This window comes from Anatilimnocola floriformis (genome assembly GCF_024256385.1).
Lineage (GTDB): Bacteria > Planctomycetota > Planctomycetia > Pirellulales > Pirellulaceae > Anatilimnocola > Anatilimnocola floriformis.
This window is the reverse complement of sequence record NZ_JAMLFW010000002.1, coordinates 1824768-1841853: the sequence shown is the minus strand read 5'-3', so window position 1 is coordinate 1841853 and position 17086 is coordinate 1824768. Positions and strand designations below refer to the sequence as shown.

Here is a 17086-nt window from a genome sequence, read left to right as displayed (position 1 = left end):
TCCAGGCTTCGCCGGAATTACCAGTAAGATGATTACGATTCCAGGCCGAGGAGGTCAGCGAGGGCTGCGGCGTGCTCTTGGCTCGACGCGCTGCTCGATTCTTCGGTCTCGGCGCTCGCACCAACAACTGGAGCGAGGAGGAGCCAAGTGAGCGGATTCGTGACGACATTGCTCACCGCGCCACTCGACGAAGGGCTGGCCACGAGCGAGCTCGCGCTGCTGCTCGACTGCAGCGGCAAGGCCACAGCGGCTGCGGTGCTGACCGACTGGCTGCTCGATTCTGTTTCGATGGCTTCGCCGGCGCTCTCGTCGAACGGAATAAACTCGAGGCCCGTGCCGCCGAGCGGATTCGCATTCAAGTAGTTGATGATCGGAATCACATCGAAGGCCGTCAGCGTGCCAGTCGGGCTCACATCCAGATACGGCGGCGGGGCCGTCGTGCCGTTGGGAACCGGCAACTGGTTGGTGATCGGATTCATGATCTGGGGATTGTTCAACTCGTTGATGATGGTGATGGCATCGAAGGCCGTCACAAACGTCCCCGTGGTGTTGCCCGTAACGTTCAACGGATTCGATACGTTGTGCCAGGGGAAGTTGTTGACCACCGTATTGGCGACCATCAGGTCGTAGTTGCCGGTTTGGCCAGCGCCCGCGGTGACTTCGATGATGATGTCGCCAGCGGTAGCAACGACGTAGTTCATCACCAGCGAATCGGTGCTGACGTTCGTCGTGCCGGCCTGGCCGATGCTATTGGCGCCGAGCAGCGTGTCGTCGTTGGTCGCGAGCACGGTCGTGCCATCGGCGGCGAGAATGCGAATCTTGGTGTTGATCGCGTTGCCATACACGCCCGCCGCAATCGTTTGCGCGGTGATCTTGTCACCGACGACAGCGCCGGTGATCTTGTAGAGATCCACCTGGCCGCCGAGCGAAATGGCAGCGCCCTTCACCAGGCCAACGCGTTGGCTCGGGGCCAATGAATTGACCAGGGCCAGCGTTTGCGCCGTGGCAGCCGTCGCGTGAGCCGCGCCCGCTTCGGCAATCGTCGCCAGGCTGGGCTTGGTCAACCAATGGCCAAACTGCAGCTTGGCCTTGGCCAGCGGCGAATAGGTGAAGGTCGGCGTGCCATTGAACACGCCAACGTTAAAGCCCAAGGCCGGATCGCCCGACATGAAGTCGAGATATTGCACGCCGCCAGTGTTGGCTGCGTTCGCGGTCGTGATCGAAGAATAGCCATAAGCATCGGAGGCTTGCAGGCCCATGCCGCGGCCAACTTCGTTGCCAATGTAAAACGTCATGATGTTTTCGATATAGCGCAACTGCTCGGCGCGAGTCAGCGTCGACAGTGTGAGATTATCGAAGTTCGGCACGCCGCGAGGATCGTTGCGAGCGACCAGGTCGACAAACACATAGCCCGTGCTCGATTCGCTCGAGTTGAGCCAGTCGAACGAGCTGCGGCCGATGCGGCTGGTGAGCGCGCCCGGCACGCTGTCGGAGAGCACGCCCAACTTGATCGCTTCGAAACGCGTGTCACTCGGTAAGTCGGCAGTGAAGTTCACCGCGGTTCCGGCGAAGGCAGTTTGCAGCCGGCTGAGAATGTTGGCTTTGAGAATCGACAGTTCGCCGGGAGTGCTGCCGACATCCGAGGTCAGCTGAGCAATGCCGCGACCGTTGGCCCATTCGTTGATCCGCTCGGTGAACGAATCGTTCGGCGTGCCGGTGTTGCCATAGCTCAAGAAGACCGTCACTGGCGGCACGATCACCAGGTTGCTGTAGTTCACCGTGAACGTATCGGAACCGCCGTAGGTTTGTCCCGCCAGCGACACGATCTGCTGTTCGGTCAGGCGCGGAATGTTTTCGTTGTAAGCAACATTCAGACCTTCGATGATTGCGTTCGCCACGTAGGCTTGAAAGACCGTGTGCGGCAGCACGCCGCCAGAGATAAAGAGATTGGTCTTCGAGGTGCCGCCGGTCGTGGTGTAGACATTGCCACCGATCGTTCGCGAGGCAGCTGGCGCGGCCGGCGTACCCAGAATCTGCGTCGAAAGTGCTGCCAGATCGACCACCGGAATGTGATACGTGGCTGCGTGTTCCTTGATCTTGGTATTCACAAAGTCGACCGCAGCCCGGACCTTGGCCCGGCCAGCATCAGTGAACAACGTGCGGCCTTGCGGCGTCATCGTCGGATCGGGAATGGTCGTGACGATGGCTTTGATCGGCGTGCCGGTGAGCACGGCGATGGCCGATTGCACGCTCGCTGCCGTGAAGGCCACGGTACTGTCGATTTGCGATTGCGTCCAAGTGCCGTCGGCGATCTTGGTGAAGGCTTCGCTGCCGGGGGCAAATTCCGAATTGCCGATCATCAGCACGGCATGGCTCACGTCGCCCGCGGTGTACTGATCGGTAATGCTAATGTCCTGCAGTTGCAGCAGCAGATCGATCGACGAAGCACCGACCTCGGCCCAGTTAAATGCCGTGCCGTTGGCGCCGCGGTTGTCGCTCGTATAGTTGCCAGCCGCACCGAGGTTGATACCCCGCTGGCTCGCCAGCAATTCGGCCCAGTTGCGGCCGTAGTTGTACGATTCGGCGGCGTATTCGTCGCTCCACGAGTCGCCAGCCACCGCCAAACCAGCGATGGCCATCGCCAGGCGATTTTCCAGCCCTTCGAGCATCATTCGGCGCGGTTTTTGGCTCGATTGGCGACCTTTTTGAACGGAAAGGCGGTTTTTTCGCATGGCAGCAATTCGGGAAGATGGCATGACGGGAAAAGCACGAAAACGAAGGTTCGGAGGCATCCCTGCGTGACCGCGGCAAAAGGAACGATTCCGTACCACTTTATCCGGGGCCTCCCAAAGATGCGAGCAACTGGCAGCAATCTTCACGAAATCGCTGGCATATTCGGAAGGGTTTATATCGGTTTTACCGATTCGGCCTCCTTCCTGAGTGAAGACGCCATGAAAACAACGACGAAATGCCCGACCAGCCTGCCCCAAAGAGGGACGGCCACACCCCAGTCTCCCGCTCGTAGCCGTTTCGTGAGGTAGAGTTTCGCGCCCCCGCGTCCCGTAGGCCGGACCATTGGTCCGGCCGAGAAGCGGGTACCGCCATGAAAAGGTTGCCCGACGCGTTAGCGAGGGAGCCAAACCAGTGAACTCGCCCCCCTCGGACGGACCAATGGTCCGTCCTACCAGCCGCGATGCAACTTCCCGCCGTCAGCCCTGGCTCGACCCGGCGACTCGGCGGACGGCGCTGGCCACACTCATCACCATTCCCGCCAACTTGCTTCTGCTGATTGTGCTGGCTTCGCTCTGGCACCACATGCCGGTCGCTCCGGCCAAGACATTCGAACCCAATTTCGAGTCGTCCTTCCACGAACCTTACGAAACGCCCGTCGAAGAAATGACGCTGGCATTCACCACGCCCGAAACACCGATTGGCTTACCGCTCGAACCCGACGTGCAGGCGTTCCCGACTCTCTTGCCCGACGCGGCAGAGATCTTCGCCGTAACTCCCGGCGATCCCGTGGTAACGCTCGAAATCCCCGCGCTACCGCCGGGAGATAAACCTGCTGCCGTTGCGAGTCAGTCTTCACACTCTCCACAATCCACCGTTCCCAGCGCCGCCCAAATGCTGACGGCGACCGACCTGAAAGTTGGCGGCGGCTACGAAGGTCGCCTGACTGCCGCCGCGCGCGATCGTCTTGCCGGGGCTCGCGGCGGATCTCCCGCCAGCGAACGCGCCGTGCAACTCGGCCTGGCTTGGCTCGCCGCGCATCAGCGCAGCGACGGCGGCTGGAGTTTCGATCTCAAAGGCACGCCCTGCGCCGGCCAATGCTCGCATGCCGGCACTCATCAATCGACAACGGCCGCCACGGCGCTCGCGCTGCTCGCTTATCTCGGTGCGGGACAAACCCACCGCAGCGGCGAATATCAAACGGTCGTCGATCGCGGTTTGGAATATCTTTGCTCGCGAATCGTCCCCAGCAGTCGCGGCGCCGATCTGCAAGAAGGAACCATGTACGCTCAAGGCCTGGCCACGCTCGCGCTCTGCGAAGCCTACGCCCTCACTTCCGATCGCGAATTGCAAAAGCCCGCGCAGCAAGCCATCGACTTCATCGTGAACGTGCAGCATCCGCTCGGCGGCTGGCGATACTTTCCCGGCCAACCGGGCGATACCACCGTGCTCGGTTGGCAACTAATGGCCCTGCAAAGTGGCAAGCTCGCCGGCCTGCAAATTCCCGAATACACCGTGCCGCGGGCTCACGAGTTTCTCGACCGCGTGCAAGGCGAACAGGGCGCGACCTACGGCTATCAAACCAGCGGCGACCAGGCGACGCCGTCCGCCGTCGGTTTGCTCTGCCGCATGTACCACGGCTGGCCGAGGAGCGACGAACGACTGAAGCTCGGCATCGAACGCCTCGCCGCCCGCGGCCCCGACCTGCACGATCTCTACTTCACCTACTACGCCACGCAAGCCCTGCATCACTTCGACGGCCCGCAGTGGGAGGCCTGGAACAAACGCCTCCGCGATCGCCTGGTCGCCCTGCAAGTCAAAGAAGGCCACGAAGCCGGCAGCTGGTACACCCCCGACTATCACACCGTCTCCGGCGGCCGCCTGTGCGACACCGCGCTGGCGGTGATGATCCTCGAAGTCTATTACCGCCACATGCCGCTGTATGGCTATCGCGGCATCGAGGATTTTTGGTGATTACTCGCCGAGTCTTGGCTATTGCGCCATTTGAAATCTGCGGCAGGTCAGCTAGCCGGGCGTGAAGGCAAATAAGGGCGCTGGAAGCGAAGTACCGAAGTCTCGGTTGCCCGAAGACATGCAAGTCGGCCTCTGGCAACACTTGCTGGGTTGGGCTTCTCCCTCTGCTGCTGACGTACCACGAGTGCATTCTAATCGCCCGCAAACCTAGCAGGGCAAAACGCTATTCCCAAAATATTTCATCAGTCCATTCGATCTCTGGACTCAGCTTTGCTGTTTCAATCCACAGTGTGATCGCCTTCACGGCCAGATCGCGAGATACCAAATACTTTCGCGACATCTCGCTGTAGTCACCGATGTAAAAAGCCTCGAATCCAGTTGCCGTGCGATCACCAACCGACGTGATCACTTCGTGATCGAGCGTACTATGGCACAGCAGCCATTCCGTTTTGCCGACCCCCACGATCAGCCAGCCTTCACCTTCGTGGAAAATGCTCGCCGAGAAGGCCGACAGCTTGCCGTTTTTCACTCCATCCGCTGCCAGCTGCTCAATACGCTGCACCAGCGCATCAACAGTCTCGATCTTTTCGCGATGATGCGTGCCGCATATCTCAAATTCAAGAACGGCATTTGGCATTTATCTGCTCTCGGCATTCGCCATCGGTCATAGATCGTTGAACCAAGATCATAGCGGTATACTAGATAACGCCATCAATTCAAGCATTCAACCACTGGCATTGCCGCCGCTAATTCAGCAATCACAATGAACCAACCGCAACCATCAATTCCGAGTCCCAACTCAAACGATCTGGAGCGGCAAAGCGCGAGTGAAATTCGCGAGGCAATCTTAGAGGGCTACCGCGATGCGATTGCTGGGCGTCTGCATCAATATGAAGGCGACTTGCGCAAATTAATGGCCAAAGTCAGCTCGGCGAAGTCACCCGAGAAGGATCGTCTCGTTTAATACCGAACATTCGGATTCGGCACCACCGGCGTCCGCGCTCCGATAGCGGCAGCAGGGTTGGCGAGAATCGTGTTCGGAGCAGGTGGATTGCTCCAATTAAAACCCGTGCTGCCGGTGTTCGGCAGAGTTCCCACGGTTCCCACGTTCGTTGGCGAGGGCGTGCTTGGCAGGGCATTGGTTGCCATGCGCGTCGACAGCTCTTGGATCTTCACAGCGAGCTGCGGCTGCGTCGGGTTGATGGTCGCCGCTCGCTGATAGTTTTGAATCGCTTCGGCATAGCGGCCCTGCAGTTCGCGTTGCCGGCCGAGGGCTGCATGGGCCCGCCAGTTGCCGCCGTCGATCCGCAGGGCATCGAGCAGGTAGGTCTCGGCATTGCGCTGATCGCCGATTTCTTCGCTCAGCCGCGCGAGTTCCACGCGAGCATCGGCGTTGTTCGGACTAGTGGCTGCCCAGTTTCGCAGCAGTGTATTGGCCGAATCGATCCGGCCCGTTTCAGTGAGCAGCACGGCCAGGCCGCGGTGAGCATCGACGTGATTCGGTTCGTAGAGCAGCGCGGTGTTGTAGAGCGATTCGGCCTGCGAGAGCTCGACGGAGTTGCGCGTTTGCAAACCATTTTTGTGCAGCAGCGCGGCTTGGTTGTAATAGCCGTCGGCGTTGCGCGGATCGGATTGCTGAGCGGATTGAAAGCGATGCATCGCCAGGGCGTAATTTCCCTGCTGATAGGCCTGCACGCCGGAGACATTCTGCCCGCGCGCCGCGAGTCCGCAGCCCAACACGCACGGCAACGACGTGCACAGGGCCAAGGCCAACCAGTGTGATAGTTTGGAAGCAACCATCGCGCGACTCACGCTAAAAATTTCCGCCGAGATTCTTCTCGATCTGATCTGCCCGCTTGTCAAAAAACATGCCGCTCGGCTTGGCGTCGGAGTTCTTCGCCCGCATGCCGCTGCCGCTTTCTTCCCAGCCAGGAAAGCCAGGTCCCTTCAACTGCTCCATCTTCTGGTTGAACCACGCACAACCGCTGTAGCCGAGCATGGTCAGAACCAAACAGCTCCAACACCACGTCCGCCATCGGTTGCCGTCGATCCATCGCCGCATTGTCAGGCCTGCCTCGCCGAGTGGAATAGAAGCCCTGTCGAATAGAAGTCCCTGCAGCGATATCGCAGAAATCACCCATCGCGCCCAGGCCAACTGGCAAGAATTGCCGATCTCAAGGCATTTATTGCCGAGATTTTCACGATGCATGGGTAGAGAGGGAGCGCTCGCTCTACAACCCACAAGCCTGACGCGCAAGCGAAGGAATGGCCGACGGGGTGCGACCAATTCGCCCATGGCTGCAGAAGGAACATCACGCGCGAAGACAAACAACTGCTAGCAACGCCGTTACCGCTTCTTCTTCCGCTGAATCCCCAGCGCGTCTTCGATATCTTTGCGTACCGCCGCCGTTTCGTACTTGGCTTCGGGTTTGACACGCATCAGCGGCAGGCCGGCGGCGTGGAGCGCCGTGTTCAGAAACTTGTCGCGCTGGTTGCTGTCGGGACGGCTGGGCGTTTCGTCCTCGAGTTCGATGGCCAGTTTCACTTCCAACGTTTCCGCATCGCAGAGCACAAAGTCGAGATGCTTATTCTGGATGCGGCCGTGCCAGAAGCTGGTCTTGCGCGTCTTCTGCCGCACCTTGATGATGTCGGCCAGCCGGACCATCGAGAAGACCAACCAATCCTCGCGCACGGCAGCGTGCAGCGTGCGCAGAAAAGAGACTTCGGCTGGCGAGAGCAACACGCCGCGGCGTTCATACGGCAGCGGGCCATCGCGGAGCGATGCGAGCGCCAAGATCACCAGCACCACGCCAGTGACGGCGAAGAGAAGCAGCGGCCAGTTATGGATCAGCAGCTCTTGCATAGGCAAAAAAAGAGCCGTGCGGCTGGGGCAGCAAACCGCACGGCTCCGTAGTGCCGCCGGCTTCGCGAGAGACCGGCGGCGTGTTTTGTTGTGCTTGTGTGCACCGAGTGCTTTCTTTATCGGAGTCGCTGCCGGACTGCTTGAGCGGCAATCTGTCGTTGGCAAATGCAGGGCGACAAAAACAACCCCGCCCTGCCACGCGTGCCGGTCGTGAGGATCGTGCCTCGCGCGCTGGCTGCGAGCGCTTATGACTGTTTCGCGCGAACCAGTTCGCTCGTCGCGACGCACAACCGTTACGCTCGCTACGGCTTTCGTTAAGGTTGCAAAAAAGCGACATCCGGCGCCACGACTTTGCCGCCTGCGGCAAACCTGCGGTCTAAGTTCTGTTTGGACACTCTGCGCTGAGGGTCGCTGCGAACACGCAGTGGGTTGCTGCGAGTAGGCAGTGACATTTTCCCAGCGAGCGTCCGCAACGGGGCGGTACGGCATGTCGAGCATTTTGGAAACGCCAGCGAAAACTCCCGCGGTCACCGGCCAAGCCGGTCTCGCCGCGATGGGTCCAGCTCAAGCGGAACTATCGGCGCAATTGCAGACCGTGGCAGTCGCCGCGCGCAAGGCCTTTGGCGCGACCTTCAGCCTATGGGATGGCGACACCGGCGAACTGCTGCACGTCTCGTTGCAACAACCCGGCAGTAACGATCCGCAGCGCGGCGCGCTCGTCCGCGGCGTGGTCGGCCTCGAACCGCAGTTTCTCGCCGACGAAGACGTCGTGCTGCTGTTGGGCATTCCATTTCAATTGCCCTGCGGCACGAACGTCGTCGCTACGGCGGCCTTTGCCATCGCTTCGCTCAGCCCCGATGAACCACTCGGCAGCCTCTGCGATCTGCTCACCGTCGACGAACGCCGCGCCCGCCAATGGCTCAGCCGGCAATCGCTGTGGACTCCCGAATCGCTGCTGCGCTTGGCATCTGCCGTGCAAGCGCAACTCACTGCCGAATGGCAATCGAGCCGCCTGTCGCGCGAAGTCGAAAAACTTTCGAACAGCCTGGCCAGCACTTACGAAGAAATTTGCCTGCTGCACGGTGTGACGCAGAACTTGCGGATCTCGCGCGATGAAGAAGAACTCGCCACGCTGATCACCAATTGGATTCTCGATTGCCTGCCGACCCGCGGCGCCGCGATCCAACTGCTGCCCGTCGCCAAAGAAGGCAACATCACGTACAAGGCTCGCACGCAGTCGACCTTTATCACGGCGGGCAATTGCCCGCTCGACGACAAACGCTTCCGGCAGCTGGTCGAATATCTGCGCCTCGAAGCCGGCTGCGCGCCGCTCGTTTTGAACACCAACATCACCGGCCGGGCCGATTGGCCGTTTCCGGAAATTCGTGAGCTGATCATCGCGCCGATGAGCGATGGCACGCGACTATTCGGCTGGCTGACTGTCTGCAATCACAACGCCGGTGAAGAGTTCGGCACGGTCGAAGCCAGCCTGCTGAACAGCGTCGGCGCGATGCTTGGCATTCACAGCGGCAATCGCGACCTCTATCGCGAGCAAGCCGAGTTCCTCGCCAGCGTGGTGCGCGCCCTCACCTCGGCCATCGATGCGAAAGACCCTTACACCTGCGGTCACAGCGATCGCGTGGCCCGCATTTCAGTGCGTCTCGCCAAGGAAATGGGCTGCTCGACCGAAACGCTCCACACGCTCTACATGTCGGGCCTGCTCCACGACATCGGCAAGATCGGCATCGACGACGCCGTGCTTCGCAAGCCGGGCAAGCTGACCGACGCCGAGTTCGAGCACATCAAAGAACATCCCGAGCTGGGCTATCGAATTCTCGCCGACATCAAGCAGCTCGCCGATGTCCTCCCCGCCGTGCTTCATCACCACGAACAATGGGACGGCGGCGGCTACCCCTTCAAACTCAACGGCGACCAAACGCCGCAGATCGCCCGCATCGTCGCCGTCGCCGACGCCTTCGATGCCATGAGCAGCGACCGGCCCTACCGCAAAGGCTTGCCCTTCGAACGCGTCGATCAAATCTTCAAAGAAGGCGCCGGCAAGCAATGGGACCCGCAAGTCATCGGCGCGTACTTCAGCGCCCGCGACGACATCATGACCATCGCGCAAAACGAACGAGCCAATCTGTCGCTCGACGTGCTGCAGTGGTCGTAGTCTATTTCATTTGAAAGTAATACGCCCGCTGTTTCTCTTCGTCGTACGCGATGAGAAAACTCTCGCCGTGCAGGCTATGTGTCGCATACCAGCCGCGGGCGATCGTCACTTGCCGGTCGCGCAAGAGTCGGCGATGCAGACTGCCGAAGCGACTCACTTCGAAACTTCCGGCAATCGCGTGGGGCCGGTACTCCATCGCATCAGCCCATTCGGCTGCCCCTTCTTTGTCGATCGAAAACTCGTACGCCACCCGCCCAGTGCTCGTAACGCAAAACGTCACATCCGAAGCGGCTTTGGGCAACGAAAAGGGGCACGCTGCCGGAGTAACATGCTCCACCAACAGTGGCTCCCATTTTCGCAGCAAGTAAGAAGTCCCACCGAGCACGCAGCCGGCGAGCGTTATGCCCAGCAGCAGTTCGCGCAATGAATAGCGCTTCTTCGTTTGCAAGAACGCCTGGTCCGAGCGAGCTTGGGCCAACATGCTTACCCACTGCCGGAGCAATAAGCAGAGGAACAGCAAATACACAAAGACGATGACGCTGGCCGTGATGACGTGCGTGACGAACGGCTGGGCTAAGGTGGGCTTGAGCAGCAGGCCCAAGGTCACCATGACGCTCAGTGCGATCAGCAGACAAAACGAACAAAGCCAACCCAGCAGATGCACCGCGGGCTGATGCTCGGCACGAAACACCGCGCGATAATGAGTCCACGTCAGATAGCTGCAGAACAGAACCCCCAAGCTACCTGCCGCCATCAGCCAGCCATCGAAGCTGATCAGCATCACGACGCAAATCAGTGTCGCGAACACGAGGTAAGCCACGATCGCCGGCACCGAACCAGCCATCAACAACCAGCCAGGATGCAACTGGTGTGGCGCTCCAGCCGGCGTCGTCGACGCGTCACGTTGACCAAACGAGGCCGGAATCTTCACCCGTAGCTCCCAAAATTCCGTGCGTTCAGAAAATGCGTTCCCCAATCGGCTGTTATTCGTTGAACCGGTCGCTGAATTTGACTGGCCGGACGTTGTGGTGCTTCAGAAAGATCAGTTGCGGAAGTTGGCTGAGGCTATCCACTCCACCAGTGTAGACCAAAACCGCGAACCGCTATAATCGCGCCGCGGCAGCGAATACACGCATATCCACCTGCCCGACTCCATTTCCCCAGGGACCCGGACTGATGAATTGCCCCGCTTGCCAGGCCGCCATGCCAGCCGATGCCCTCTTTTGCAATAAGTGTGGCCAACGGCTGCAGGACTCGCCGGGCGCGGTTCCAGGGCCTGCTGAAAAAATGCGTCAAGCGCGGGCCACGCCCGATGAACCAGAAACAAAACTGTGGTCCGGCGGATTTTCGCCCAAGGCGATGATCGGTTATTGGCTGCTGGCAGCCGTCGTCACCATCGGCGGCGTGATCGTAGGCGTCTTTGCCACGGCGCCGACCGCCGGCGCGGTGTGGTTGCTCGTCGGTCTGCTATCGATCGCGCTCTGGGGCGGCTTGGGTTTGTATTACCTGTACCTGCGTTACGGCATGAGCTACGAACTGACTAGCCAGCGACTGATTCACAAGATCGGCTTGCTGAGCCAAACCACCAACCGCATCGAAGTGATCGACGTCGACGATGTCTCGACTCATCAGACGTTCATCGAACGCTTGCTGGGCGTCGGCACGATCAAGATTCTTTCGTCCGACACTTCCGACCCGATGCTCATCATCCGCGGCATCGACGACGCCAAACGCATCGCCACGATGATCGACAACGTCCGCCGCGACGAACGCCGCCGCCGCGGCATGTACATCGAAACGGTGTAAAGTCGCCACAGTCGCCTTTCACTCCGTGAAAGGACGCGTCTTTCCGTAGGCCGGACCATTGGTCCGACCAAGAAGCGGGTACTACGCCCGGTTTGCTACAAGAGCTGCCCCAGACGGACCAATGGTCCGTCTTACCAGCAACTACAAGCTCTCCAAGTACCGAATCAGATCCGTCAGGTCTGCTTCCGACAGCGGCCCATTCAACTGATGGCCGAAGTTCACGAACACATCGCGGAGCGAATCGGCCCGATTATCGTGAAATAGCTTCTTTAGCCGCCCCACACCGCGGAGGCTCGGCGGGTTGAATTTCTTCAACTTTTTTTCATCGGCCAGACCGACGTCGAACACGCCGTGCGACGTAAACGTCAGCGGCGGCACGTGGCAATTCACGCAGCCTTCGCGAGCAAAAACTTTTTCGCCCCGCGCCACGCTGGCCCGATCGGCAGCATCCAGGGCAACCGGTTTGAGCGGCGGCACCGGCGGCAGGGTGTGCAAGAACGACACGATGTCGTCGACATCGGCAGGCTTGATCTCCGGCGCGTGCATCGTCTCACGCAGCGACTTGTGCACGTTGTCCTGCAGCGTCTTCATCTCGCCATTCCACGACCACAAATCCGTCAGCCGCGTGCCCCGCAGCGTGAGCACCCGCTTCGGCGTGCCGTGCGTGTTATCGCCGAGCGTATCGGCGAGCAAGCCATTGGTGTGACCATCGGGATGACACGTATTGCACGTCATCATGCCGCCGGCTGACATCTTGGCCGAGAAGAACAACCGCTCGCCGCGCTCGGCGGGAGAAAGCTCGCGGTTCTCGAGCGCTGGGTCGAGTAACTTCGTCGTGACCGTGGGCCGCTCTGGATCTTTAAATTCAATCAGCGAAATCGTGTCATCGAGTTCACCAAGCACAAACGCGAGCTTGTCATTGCTGATAATCGTCCGCGGTCGTTTGCCGACGGGGATGCGCTGCGGATGTTCGTCGTCGAGCGAACTACGATACCAAACCTGATCAGCACCGGCGAGACACACCAGAATGCCATCGTTGACGAACGCAATACCGGCTGGATCGGCGTTTTGATCGTTGTGGGTGATGCCGCAAGAATCTTCTCGTGCGAGAGGAATTTGCCGAAGACCAACCAACAGTTCATTTTGCATAATGCTCCCTTGGCTGACATAGTCAAAAGTCAAAGGAAGCTTCTGATCGAGGTTCTGACGTGTCCCATAGAGCCTGCGGCGAAACGCGATCGAGGAAAACTCCGCATTTCCAAGCGCCGCTGCGCGCTTCAGTGGTGATTGGACCACGGCGGATCGACCACCGAATGCCGCCAGGGCAATCGGACTATCGTCAGTCAGATATGGGATCAGCTGGCGGGGTTCAAAGGAAAGCTCGACGATGCCGCGCTGACTTAATTCGCGACGCCCAGCGCGAGACCAGTAACTGACCTGCCGAGACCAAAGCGAGGCAACCGCAGCCGTCGGCCCGACGTTAAAGTCTTCCCAGGCAATCACACTGACTGGATACGCCGGCACTGCCGCGCGAGCGAGTTCGGTTAGCTTGCGATCCACATACTTCAAAAGAATCAGTTCGTGCGACTTGTCATCAATGGCCAACAACTGCTCGTCATCAAAGCGTGCCACACCACGAAGTCCCCTACCGACTTGAAACTCCTGCTCGATCTCGCCGCGTTCGATGTTCCAAAAAATCAGCGTGCCACTTTTAGCGCAAGCGATGACGGCGAGCTTGTCGTTCCAGAAAATGGCAGCGACGGGTTCGCGACGAACGACGCCGAGTTTCATCGGCGGCAACTCCTTCTCCGCCGCATTCGCAAACGACAACGCAGCCGCGAGAATCAGCACGCCAATCAACATTGGTCTAAATCGAGACATGCGTCGCTTCCATCTTGGCCAGATCGACAATCGCAATCTGATGGACCTTCGCTCGATAGAGCGCGCCGGGATTCAGCACCAGCGTCTTCCCTTCGCGATGCTGTTCCGCCACATGCGTATGACCGTAGCAAACGAGATCGTACTCGTCGCTGGTTGTCACCTGATGAAACTTTTGTCCGTCATCGCTGTGCAATAGCGCGATCCGCCGGCCGCCTAATTTCAGATCGGCAAAACGGCCGTGAAACGACGCGCCAGTGTTGCCGACCGCGACGGCCAAGAGTTCGTCATCGTAATGATCGACGTTGCCGAGGACGTAATGCGCCGGCCACTTTGAAAAAATCGGCGGCACCTCTGGCGAGCCGATGTCGCCGCAGTGGAGCACGGCTTCGACGTCGAGAGATTCCAGCATCCGGGCCGCCGCCAGCGCATTGAGCACATGGCCGTGAGTATCGCTGACAACGCCGATCCGCATCTTCTGTTCCTGAGCCTGCTGCGTCCAATGTTCCCACTTCGAGTGTAGCAGTCTGCGGATTCGCAGCAACAAACCGCCGCCGCACGTGGCAGAAAGGCAACATTGGCTGCCTAAAGCGAAACGCACGTAAACTCCGTGTTTTCAGGGCATTTTCGCGTTTTCCGTGGGCAAAAGTCGCGGCGGCATCTCAGTTGCTTTGATTCGTCTCCTTATGAAATTGTGCGACTTGCTCGAGCTCGGCTTGGTGACTGCGACACAGGCGCCGGTATTTATTGAATGCCGGGCTGCTCTGCCGCACGGCGCTATCGAGCAATACTGGTCCGCTTCGAAATGCCGGCAGGATCGTTGGTATCGATTGTTCCGCCAGGCCCGCGGCACGCACACAGCCGAAGAGATGTCGACCGTCATTCACGAAGTGCTGGCCAGCGAACTGCTGACCCGCGTCTTCCTCTCGATGTGCAGTGGTCACGATCGACTGAACGGCAATATCGAACTCGAGCCGATCGCCCACAGCATTTTTGTCGGGCATCTCGAAGCTCGCAATCACGCCCTGCAATGGATGGTCGGCGGCAGCGGCGCCGACCTGGCGACGGCCGTCGATTGCAACCGCTTTCGCCGCCGCGTCGAACGCTGGACCGATCTGCTGCTCGGGCGTCTCGCCCACTACACCGATCCAGCCGCGCTAGCGTTCGACCCAGACCGAGCACTCGACTTCGCGCAGGACTTCGCCACCTCGCGCACGACGAACGAATTTGCCTGGAACCTCGCCTCCGCTTCCGCCCGCGTTTCTTTCCAAACTCTCGCTCAACCGACTTATCACGTCGAACAAAATCGCGACGTGGCCTCCGCCGTGCTCGGCTGCTTCGGCGATCAGGTCTTCGACGGCTTCGGCTTGAGTCGTTCGCTATGGCTCGAACGAATGTCGCGCACGGCGAGCGACACGCAAGGGATGATCGAGCAACTCATCCGCCTCGACGCCGGCTTGCCCATCGCCGATGCATTGCAACTGCGTGGCACGCAGAGTCGACGGCTGCAATAGTCATTGTCGTCGTTCGCTCCGCGAACGATGAGTGGAGCTGAACCTATCGCGTGCCAAGGAACGAGCCCCGCGAAGTTTCGGTTTCGGCGAACGAACGTCGCAGCGGTGAGTCGCCGAATTCGGCGATCAACATTCGCCACCATGCCGAAAGTCGCGAAGCTCTTTCGGCGGGGATGTTGCAGCGTGACCTCCATTTAACTTTCGCGGAGCGAAAGTCGACAATGGGTCACTTCGATCGTTTCACCAGCGCCGCTTCGCGGGCTGCTTGTCGCGCTCGGATATTATCGAGCGCATCGTTGGGCGTCGCGTCGATCAACTTGCGAGTGTACTTTTCCTTCGGATTCGCATAGATATTTTCCGAAGGGCCGAACTCCACGATCCGGCCGCCGATCTTGCCGTCGATTTCGACGGGCTGCATCACGGCCATCATGTCGGCCATGAATTTCACGACGCTCAGGTCGTGGCTGATGAAGATGTAGGTCAAGCCGCGTTTCTCTTGCAACCGCTTGAGCAAGTTCAACACTTGCGCCTGCACGGAAACATCAAGCGCCGAGACCGATTCGTCGCAGACGATAAACTCCGGCTCGACGGCCAGGCAGCGGGCGATGCAGATGCGTTGCCGCTGACCGCCGGAGAACTCGTGCGGATAACGGCCGAGGTGCTCGGGTTTGAGACCGACTTCCTCGAGCAGCGCCACAGCCCGGTCGCGCCGGTCCTTCGAACCGCTGCCGATCTTTTGAATGACCATCGGCTCGGTGATGGCGGCTTCGATGGTGAGGCGCGGATTCATGCTGCCGTAGGGGTCCTGAAAAATGATCTGCATCTTGCGGCGCATCTGCCGCATCTCGCCGCTGCTCAGTTTCTTGAGATCGACGCCCGCATACGTCACCTGGCCGGCATCGGGTTCGATCAGCCGCAGAATCGCCCGCCCCGCGGTTGTTTTGCCGCAGCCTGATTCACCAACGAGCCCCAGCGTTTGCCCGCGATAAATATTGAAGCTGATCCCATCGACGGCCCGCACATGATCGACAACGCGAAGCAGCACGCCCTTCCGCACCGGGAAGTGCACCTTGAGATCCTTCACGCTCAGCAGCGGCTGCTCTCCTTCGAGTACTGCCTTCGTATCGGGCGCGTGCTGACTCTCTTCCCACGGATGACCGATGGCTTGCAGTTCCGAGCGTGGATGGAGCAGCCGGCCGCGGCCTTGCGTGGTGAGTTGCTGCAATCGCTCGGGAGTGATCGTTTTGGCGGTCACTTTGAACGTATCACCCTCGCCACTCGTCTCCATAAAATCGGCGACCGTCGGCAGAATTTTGTAGGGCGTATTAAGCCGCGGTTTGCAGGCGAGCAGACCTTTGGTGTAGGGATGCTGCGGGTTCGAAAAAATATCGAGCACCTTGCCGTACTCGACGACTTTGCCTTGCAACATGACCGCGACGTCATCGGCAATTTCGGCGATCACACCGAGATCATGCGTGATGAACAGCACGCTCATGCCCCGCTCGTCGCGCAGCCGGCGAAGAATGTCGAGAATCTGCGCCTGAATGGTCACATCGAGCGCCGTCGTCGGCTCATCGGCGATCAGCAACTTCGGATTGCACGACAGGGCCATCGCGATCATCACGCGCTGCTTCTGGCCGCCCGACATTTGATGCGGATAAGAGTCAACCCGCTTCTCCGGATCGGGCATACCGACTTCGCGAAACAGTTCGATCGTCCGCTGGCGAGCCTCGGCCTTTGTCACATCGTTGTGCAGGCGAATCGCTTCCATCACCTGCGCGCCAACTGTGAAGACCGGATTGAGCGACGTCATCGGCTCTTGAAAGATCATGCTGAGATCTTTGCCGCGCAGCTGCCGCATCTCGCGCTCCGGCAAACCCACCAGGTCACGACCGAGAAACGAAATCTTGCTCCCCGGCTGAATCTTTCCCGCCCCGGCCAACAACCGCATGATCGAATACGAAGTGACGCTCTTGCCCGATCCCGACTCACCGACAATACCCAGCGTTTTTCCTTCGTCCAGGCTCAAATTGACATTATCAACCGCGCGCACCAGACCCGTCTCAGTATGAAAATACGTCGCCAGATTGCGCACTTCGAGCAACGGCGCGGCAGGTTTCGGAGGTGGGGCAGCAGTGGTCATACGTC

At 59.7% G+C, this 17086-nt stretch carries 14 protein-coding genes; 5 read left to right on the top strand and 9 right to left on the bottom strand.

Going from position 1 to position 17086, the window contains the following annotated elements:
• Positions 1-32: 32 nt before the first annotated feature.
• Entirely contained in the window at positions 33-2732 is a 2700-nt protein-coding gene (locus M9Q49_RS31890) for a hypothetical protein (RefSeq protein ID WP_254513368.1), read from the bottom strand.
• A 439-nt stretch (positions 2733-3171) separates the two neighbouring features.
• Between M9Q49_RS31890 and M9Q49_RS31885 the strand changes: the two genes are divergently transcribed.
• On the top strand, positions 3172-4704 hold the full coding sequence (locus M9Q49_RS31885) for a prenyltransferase/squalene oxidase repeat-containing protein (RefSeq protein ID WP_254513367.1): 1533 nt from the start codon (positions 3172-3174) through the stop codon (positions 4702-4704).
• A gap of 223 nt (positions 4705-4927) precedes the next feature.
• Here the strand turns inward: M9Q49_RS31885 and M9Q49_RS31880 are convergent, their stop codons facing one another.
• Positions 4928-5341 (bottom strand): Imm1 family immunity protein, encoded by a 414-nt coding sequence (locus M9Q49_RS31880; RefSeq protein WP_254513366.1) that lies wholly within the window; start codon positions 5339-5341, stop codon positions 4928-4930.
• A gap of 126 nt (positions 5342-5467) precedes the next feature.
• Here M9Q49_RS31880 and M9Q49_RS31875 point away from each other — a divergent pair, with 126 nt between their 5' ends.
• The gene (locus M9Q49_RS31875; RefSeq protein ID WP_254513365.1) at positions 5468-5668 is read left to right on the top strand and encodes a hypothetical protein; all 201 of its coding nucleotides are present in this window, start codon (positions 5468-5470) and stop codon (positions 5666-5668) included.
• Here M9Q49_RS31875 and M9Q49_RS31870 read toward each other — a convergent pair.
• From M9Q49_RS31870 to M9Q49_RS31860, 3 genes are all read right to left on the bottom strand, one after another.
• A complete protein-coding gene (locus tag M9Q49_RS31870) occupies positions 5665-6504 on the bottom strand; it encodes a tetratricopeptide repeat protein (protein WP_254513364.1) in 840 nt (279 codons plus the stop codon). The genes M9Q49_RS31875 and M9Q49_RS31870 overlap by 4 nt on opposite strands.
• A gap of 13 nt (positions 6505-6517) precedes the next feature.
• A complete protein-coding gene (locus tag M9Q49_RS31865) occupies positions 6518-6703 on the bottom strand; it encodes a hypothetical protein (protein ID WP_254513363.1) in 186 nt (61 codons plus the stop codon).
• Positions 6704-7051: 348 nt separating this feature from the next.
• Entirely contained in the window at positions 7052-7567 is a 516-nt protein-coding gene (locus M9Q49_RS31860; RefSeq protein WP_254513362.1) for a DUF2726 domain-containing protein, read from the bottom strand.
• A 487-nt stretch (positions 7568-8054) separates the two neighbouring features.
• Here M9Q49_RS31860 and M9Q49_RS31855 point away from each other — a divergent pair, with 487 nt between their 5' ends.
• The gene (locus M9Q49_RS31855) at positions 8055-9740 is read left to right on the top strand and encodes an HD-GYP domain-containing protein (protein ID WP_254513361.1); all 1686 of its coding nucleotides are present in this window, start codon (positions 8055-8057) and stop codon (positions 9738-9740) included.
• A gap of 1 nt (position 9741) precedes the next feature.
• Here the strand turns inward: M9Q49_RS31855 and M9Q49_RS31850 are convergent, their stop codons facing one another.
• Positions 9742-10671 (bottom strand): hypothetical protein, encoded by a 930-nt coding sequence (locus M9Q49_RS31850; protein WP_254513360.1) that lies wholly within the window; start codon positions 10669-10671, stop codon positions 9742-9744.
• 245 nt (positions 10672-10916) lie between these two features.
• On the opposite strand from M9Q49_RS31850, the gene M9Q49_RS31845 reads away from it, so the two are divergent.
• On the top strand, positions 10917-11546 hold the full coding sequence (locus M9Q49_RS31845; protein ID WP_254513359.1) for a PH domain-containing protein: 630 nt from the start codon (positions 10917-10919) through the stop codon (positions 11544-11546).
• Between the two features lie 141 nt (positions 11547-11687).
• Here M9Q49_RS31845 and M9Q49_RS31840 read toward each other — a convergent pair whose 3' ends face one another.
• Together M9Q49_RS31840 and M9Q49_RS31835 are read right to left on the bottom strand one after the other, a co-directional pair.
• Complete coding sequence (locus M9Q49_RS31840) at positions 11688-13427, bottom strand: cytochrome-c peroxidase (protein ID WP_254513358.1); 1740 nt, start codon at positions 13425-13427, stop codon at positions 11688-11690.
• Positions 13414-14025, bottom strand: coding sequence for a YfcE family phosphodiesterase (locus M9Q49_RS31835; protein ID WP_254513357.1), 612 nt, complete (start codon positions 14023-14025; stop codon positions 13414-13416). The genes M9Q49_RS31840 and M9Q49_RS31835 overlap by 14 nt, the downstream gene beginning before the upstream one ends.
• 85 nt (positions 14026-14110) lie before the next feature.
• On the opposite strand from M9Q49_RS31835, the gene M9Q49_RS31830 reads away from it, so the two are divergent.
• Entirely contained in the window at positions 14111-14938 is an 828-nt protein-coding gene (locus M9Q49_RS31830; protein WP_254513356.1) for a hypothetical protein, read from the top strand.
• Between the two features lie 226 nt (positions 14939-15164).
• On the opposite strand, the gene M9Q49_RS31825 is transcribed toward M9Q49_RS31830, so the two are convergent.
• On the bottom strand, positions 15165-17081 hold the full coding sequence (locus tag M9Q49_RS31825) for an ABC transporter ATP-binding protein (protein WP_254513355.1): 1917 nt from the start codon (positions 17079-17081) through the stop codon (positions 15165-15167).
• Between the last annotated feature and the right edge of the window lie 5 nt (positions 17082-17086).

Excerpts from the sequence above, each read along its gene's own strand:
- M9Q49_RS31890 (WP_254513368.1), bottom strand. The coding sequence starts at position 2,732 with ATGCGAAAAAACCGCCTTTCCGTTCAAAAAGGTCGCCAATCGAGCCAA.
- M9Q49_RS31880 (WP_254513366.1), bottom strand. The coding sequence starts at position 5,341 with ATGCCAAATGCCGTTCTTGAATTTGAGATATGCGGCACGCATCATCGC.
- M9Q49_RS31865 (WP_254513363.1), bottom strand. The coding sequence starts at position 6,703 with ATGCTCGGCTACAGCGGTTGTGCGTGGTTCAACCAGAAGATGGAGCAG.
- M9Q49_RS31870 (WP_254513364.1), bottom strand. The coding sequence starts at position 6,504 with ATGGTTGCTTCCAAACTATCACACTGGTTGGCCTTGGCCCTGTGCACG.
- M9Q49_RS31825 (WP_254513355.1), bottom strand. The coding sequence starts at position 17,081 with ATGACCACTGCTGCCCCACCTCCGAAACCTGCCGCGCCGTTGCTCGAA.
- M9Q49_RS31875 (WP_254513365.1), top strand. The coding sequence starts at position 5,468 with ATGAACCAACCGCAACCATCAATTCCGAGTCCCAACTCAAACGATCTG.
- M9Q49_RS31855 (WP_254513361.1), top strand. The coding sequence starts at position 8,055 with ATGTCGAGCATTTTGGAAACGCCAGCGAAAACTCCCGCGGTCACCGGC.
- M9Q49_RS31845 (WP_254513359.1), top strand. The coding sequence starts at position 10,917 with ATGAATTGCCCCGCTTGCCAGGCCGCCATGCCAGCCGATGCCCTCTTT.
- M9Q49_RS31830 (WP_254513356.1), top strand. The coding sequence starts at position 14,111 with ATGAAATTGTGCGACTTGCTCGAGCTCGGCTTGGTGACTGCGACACAG.
- M9Q49_RS31860 (WP_254513362.1), bottom strand. The coding sequence starts at position 7,567 with ATGCAAGAGCTGCTGATCCATAACTGGCCGCTGCTTCTCTTCGCCGTC.
- M9Q49_RS31885 (WP_254513367.1), top strand. The coding sequence starts at position 3,172 with ATGGTCCGTCCTACCAGCCGCGATGCAACTTCCCGCCGTCAGCCCTGG.
- M9Q49_RS31840 (WP_254513358.1), bottom strand. The coding sequence starts at position 13,427 with ATGTCTCGATTTAGACCAATGTTGATTGGCGTGCTGATTCTCGCGGCT.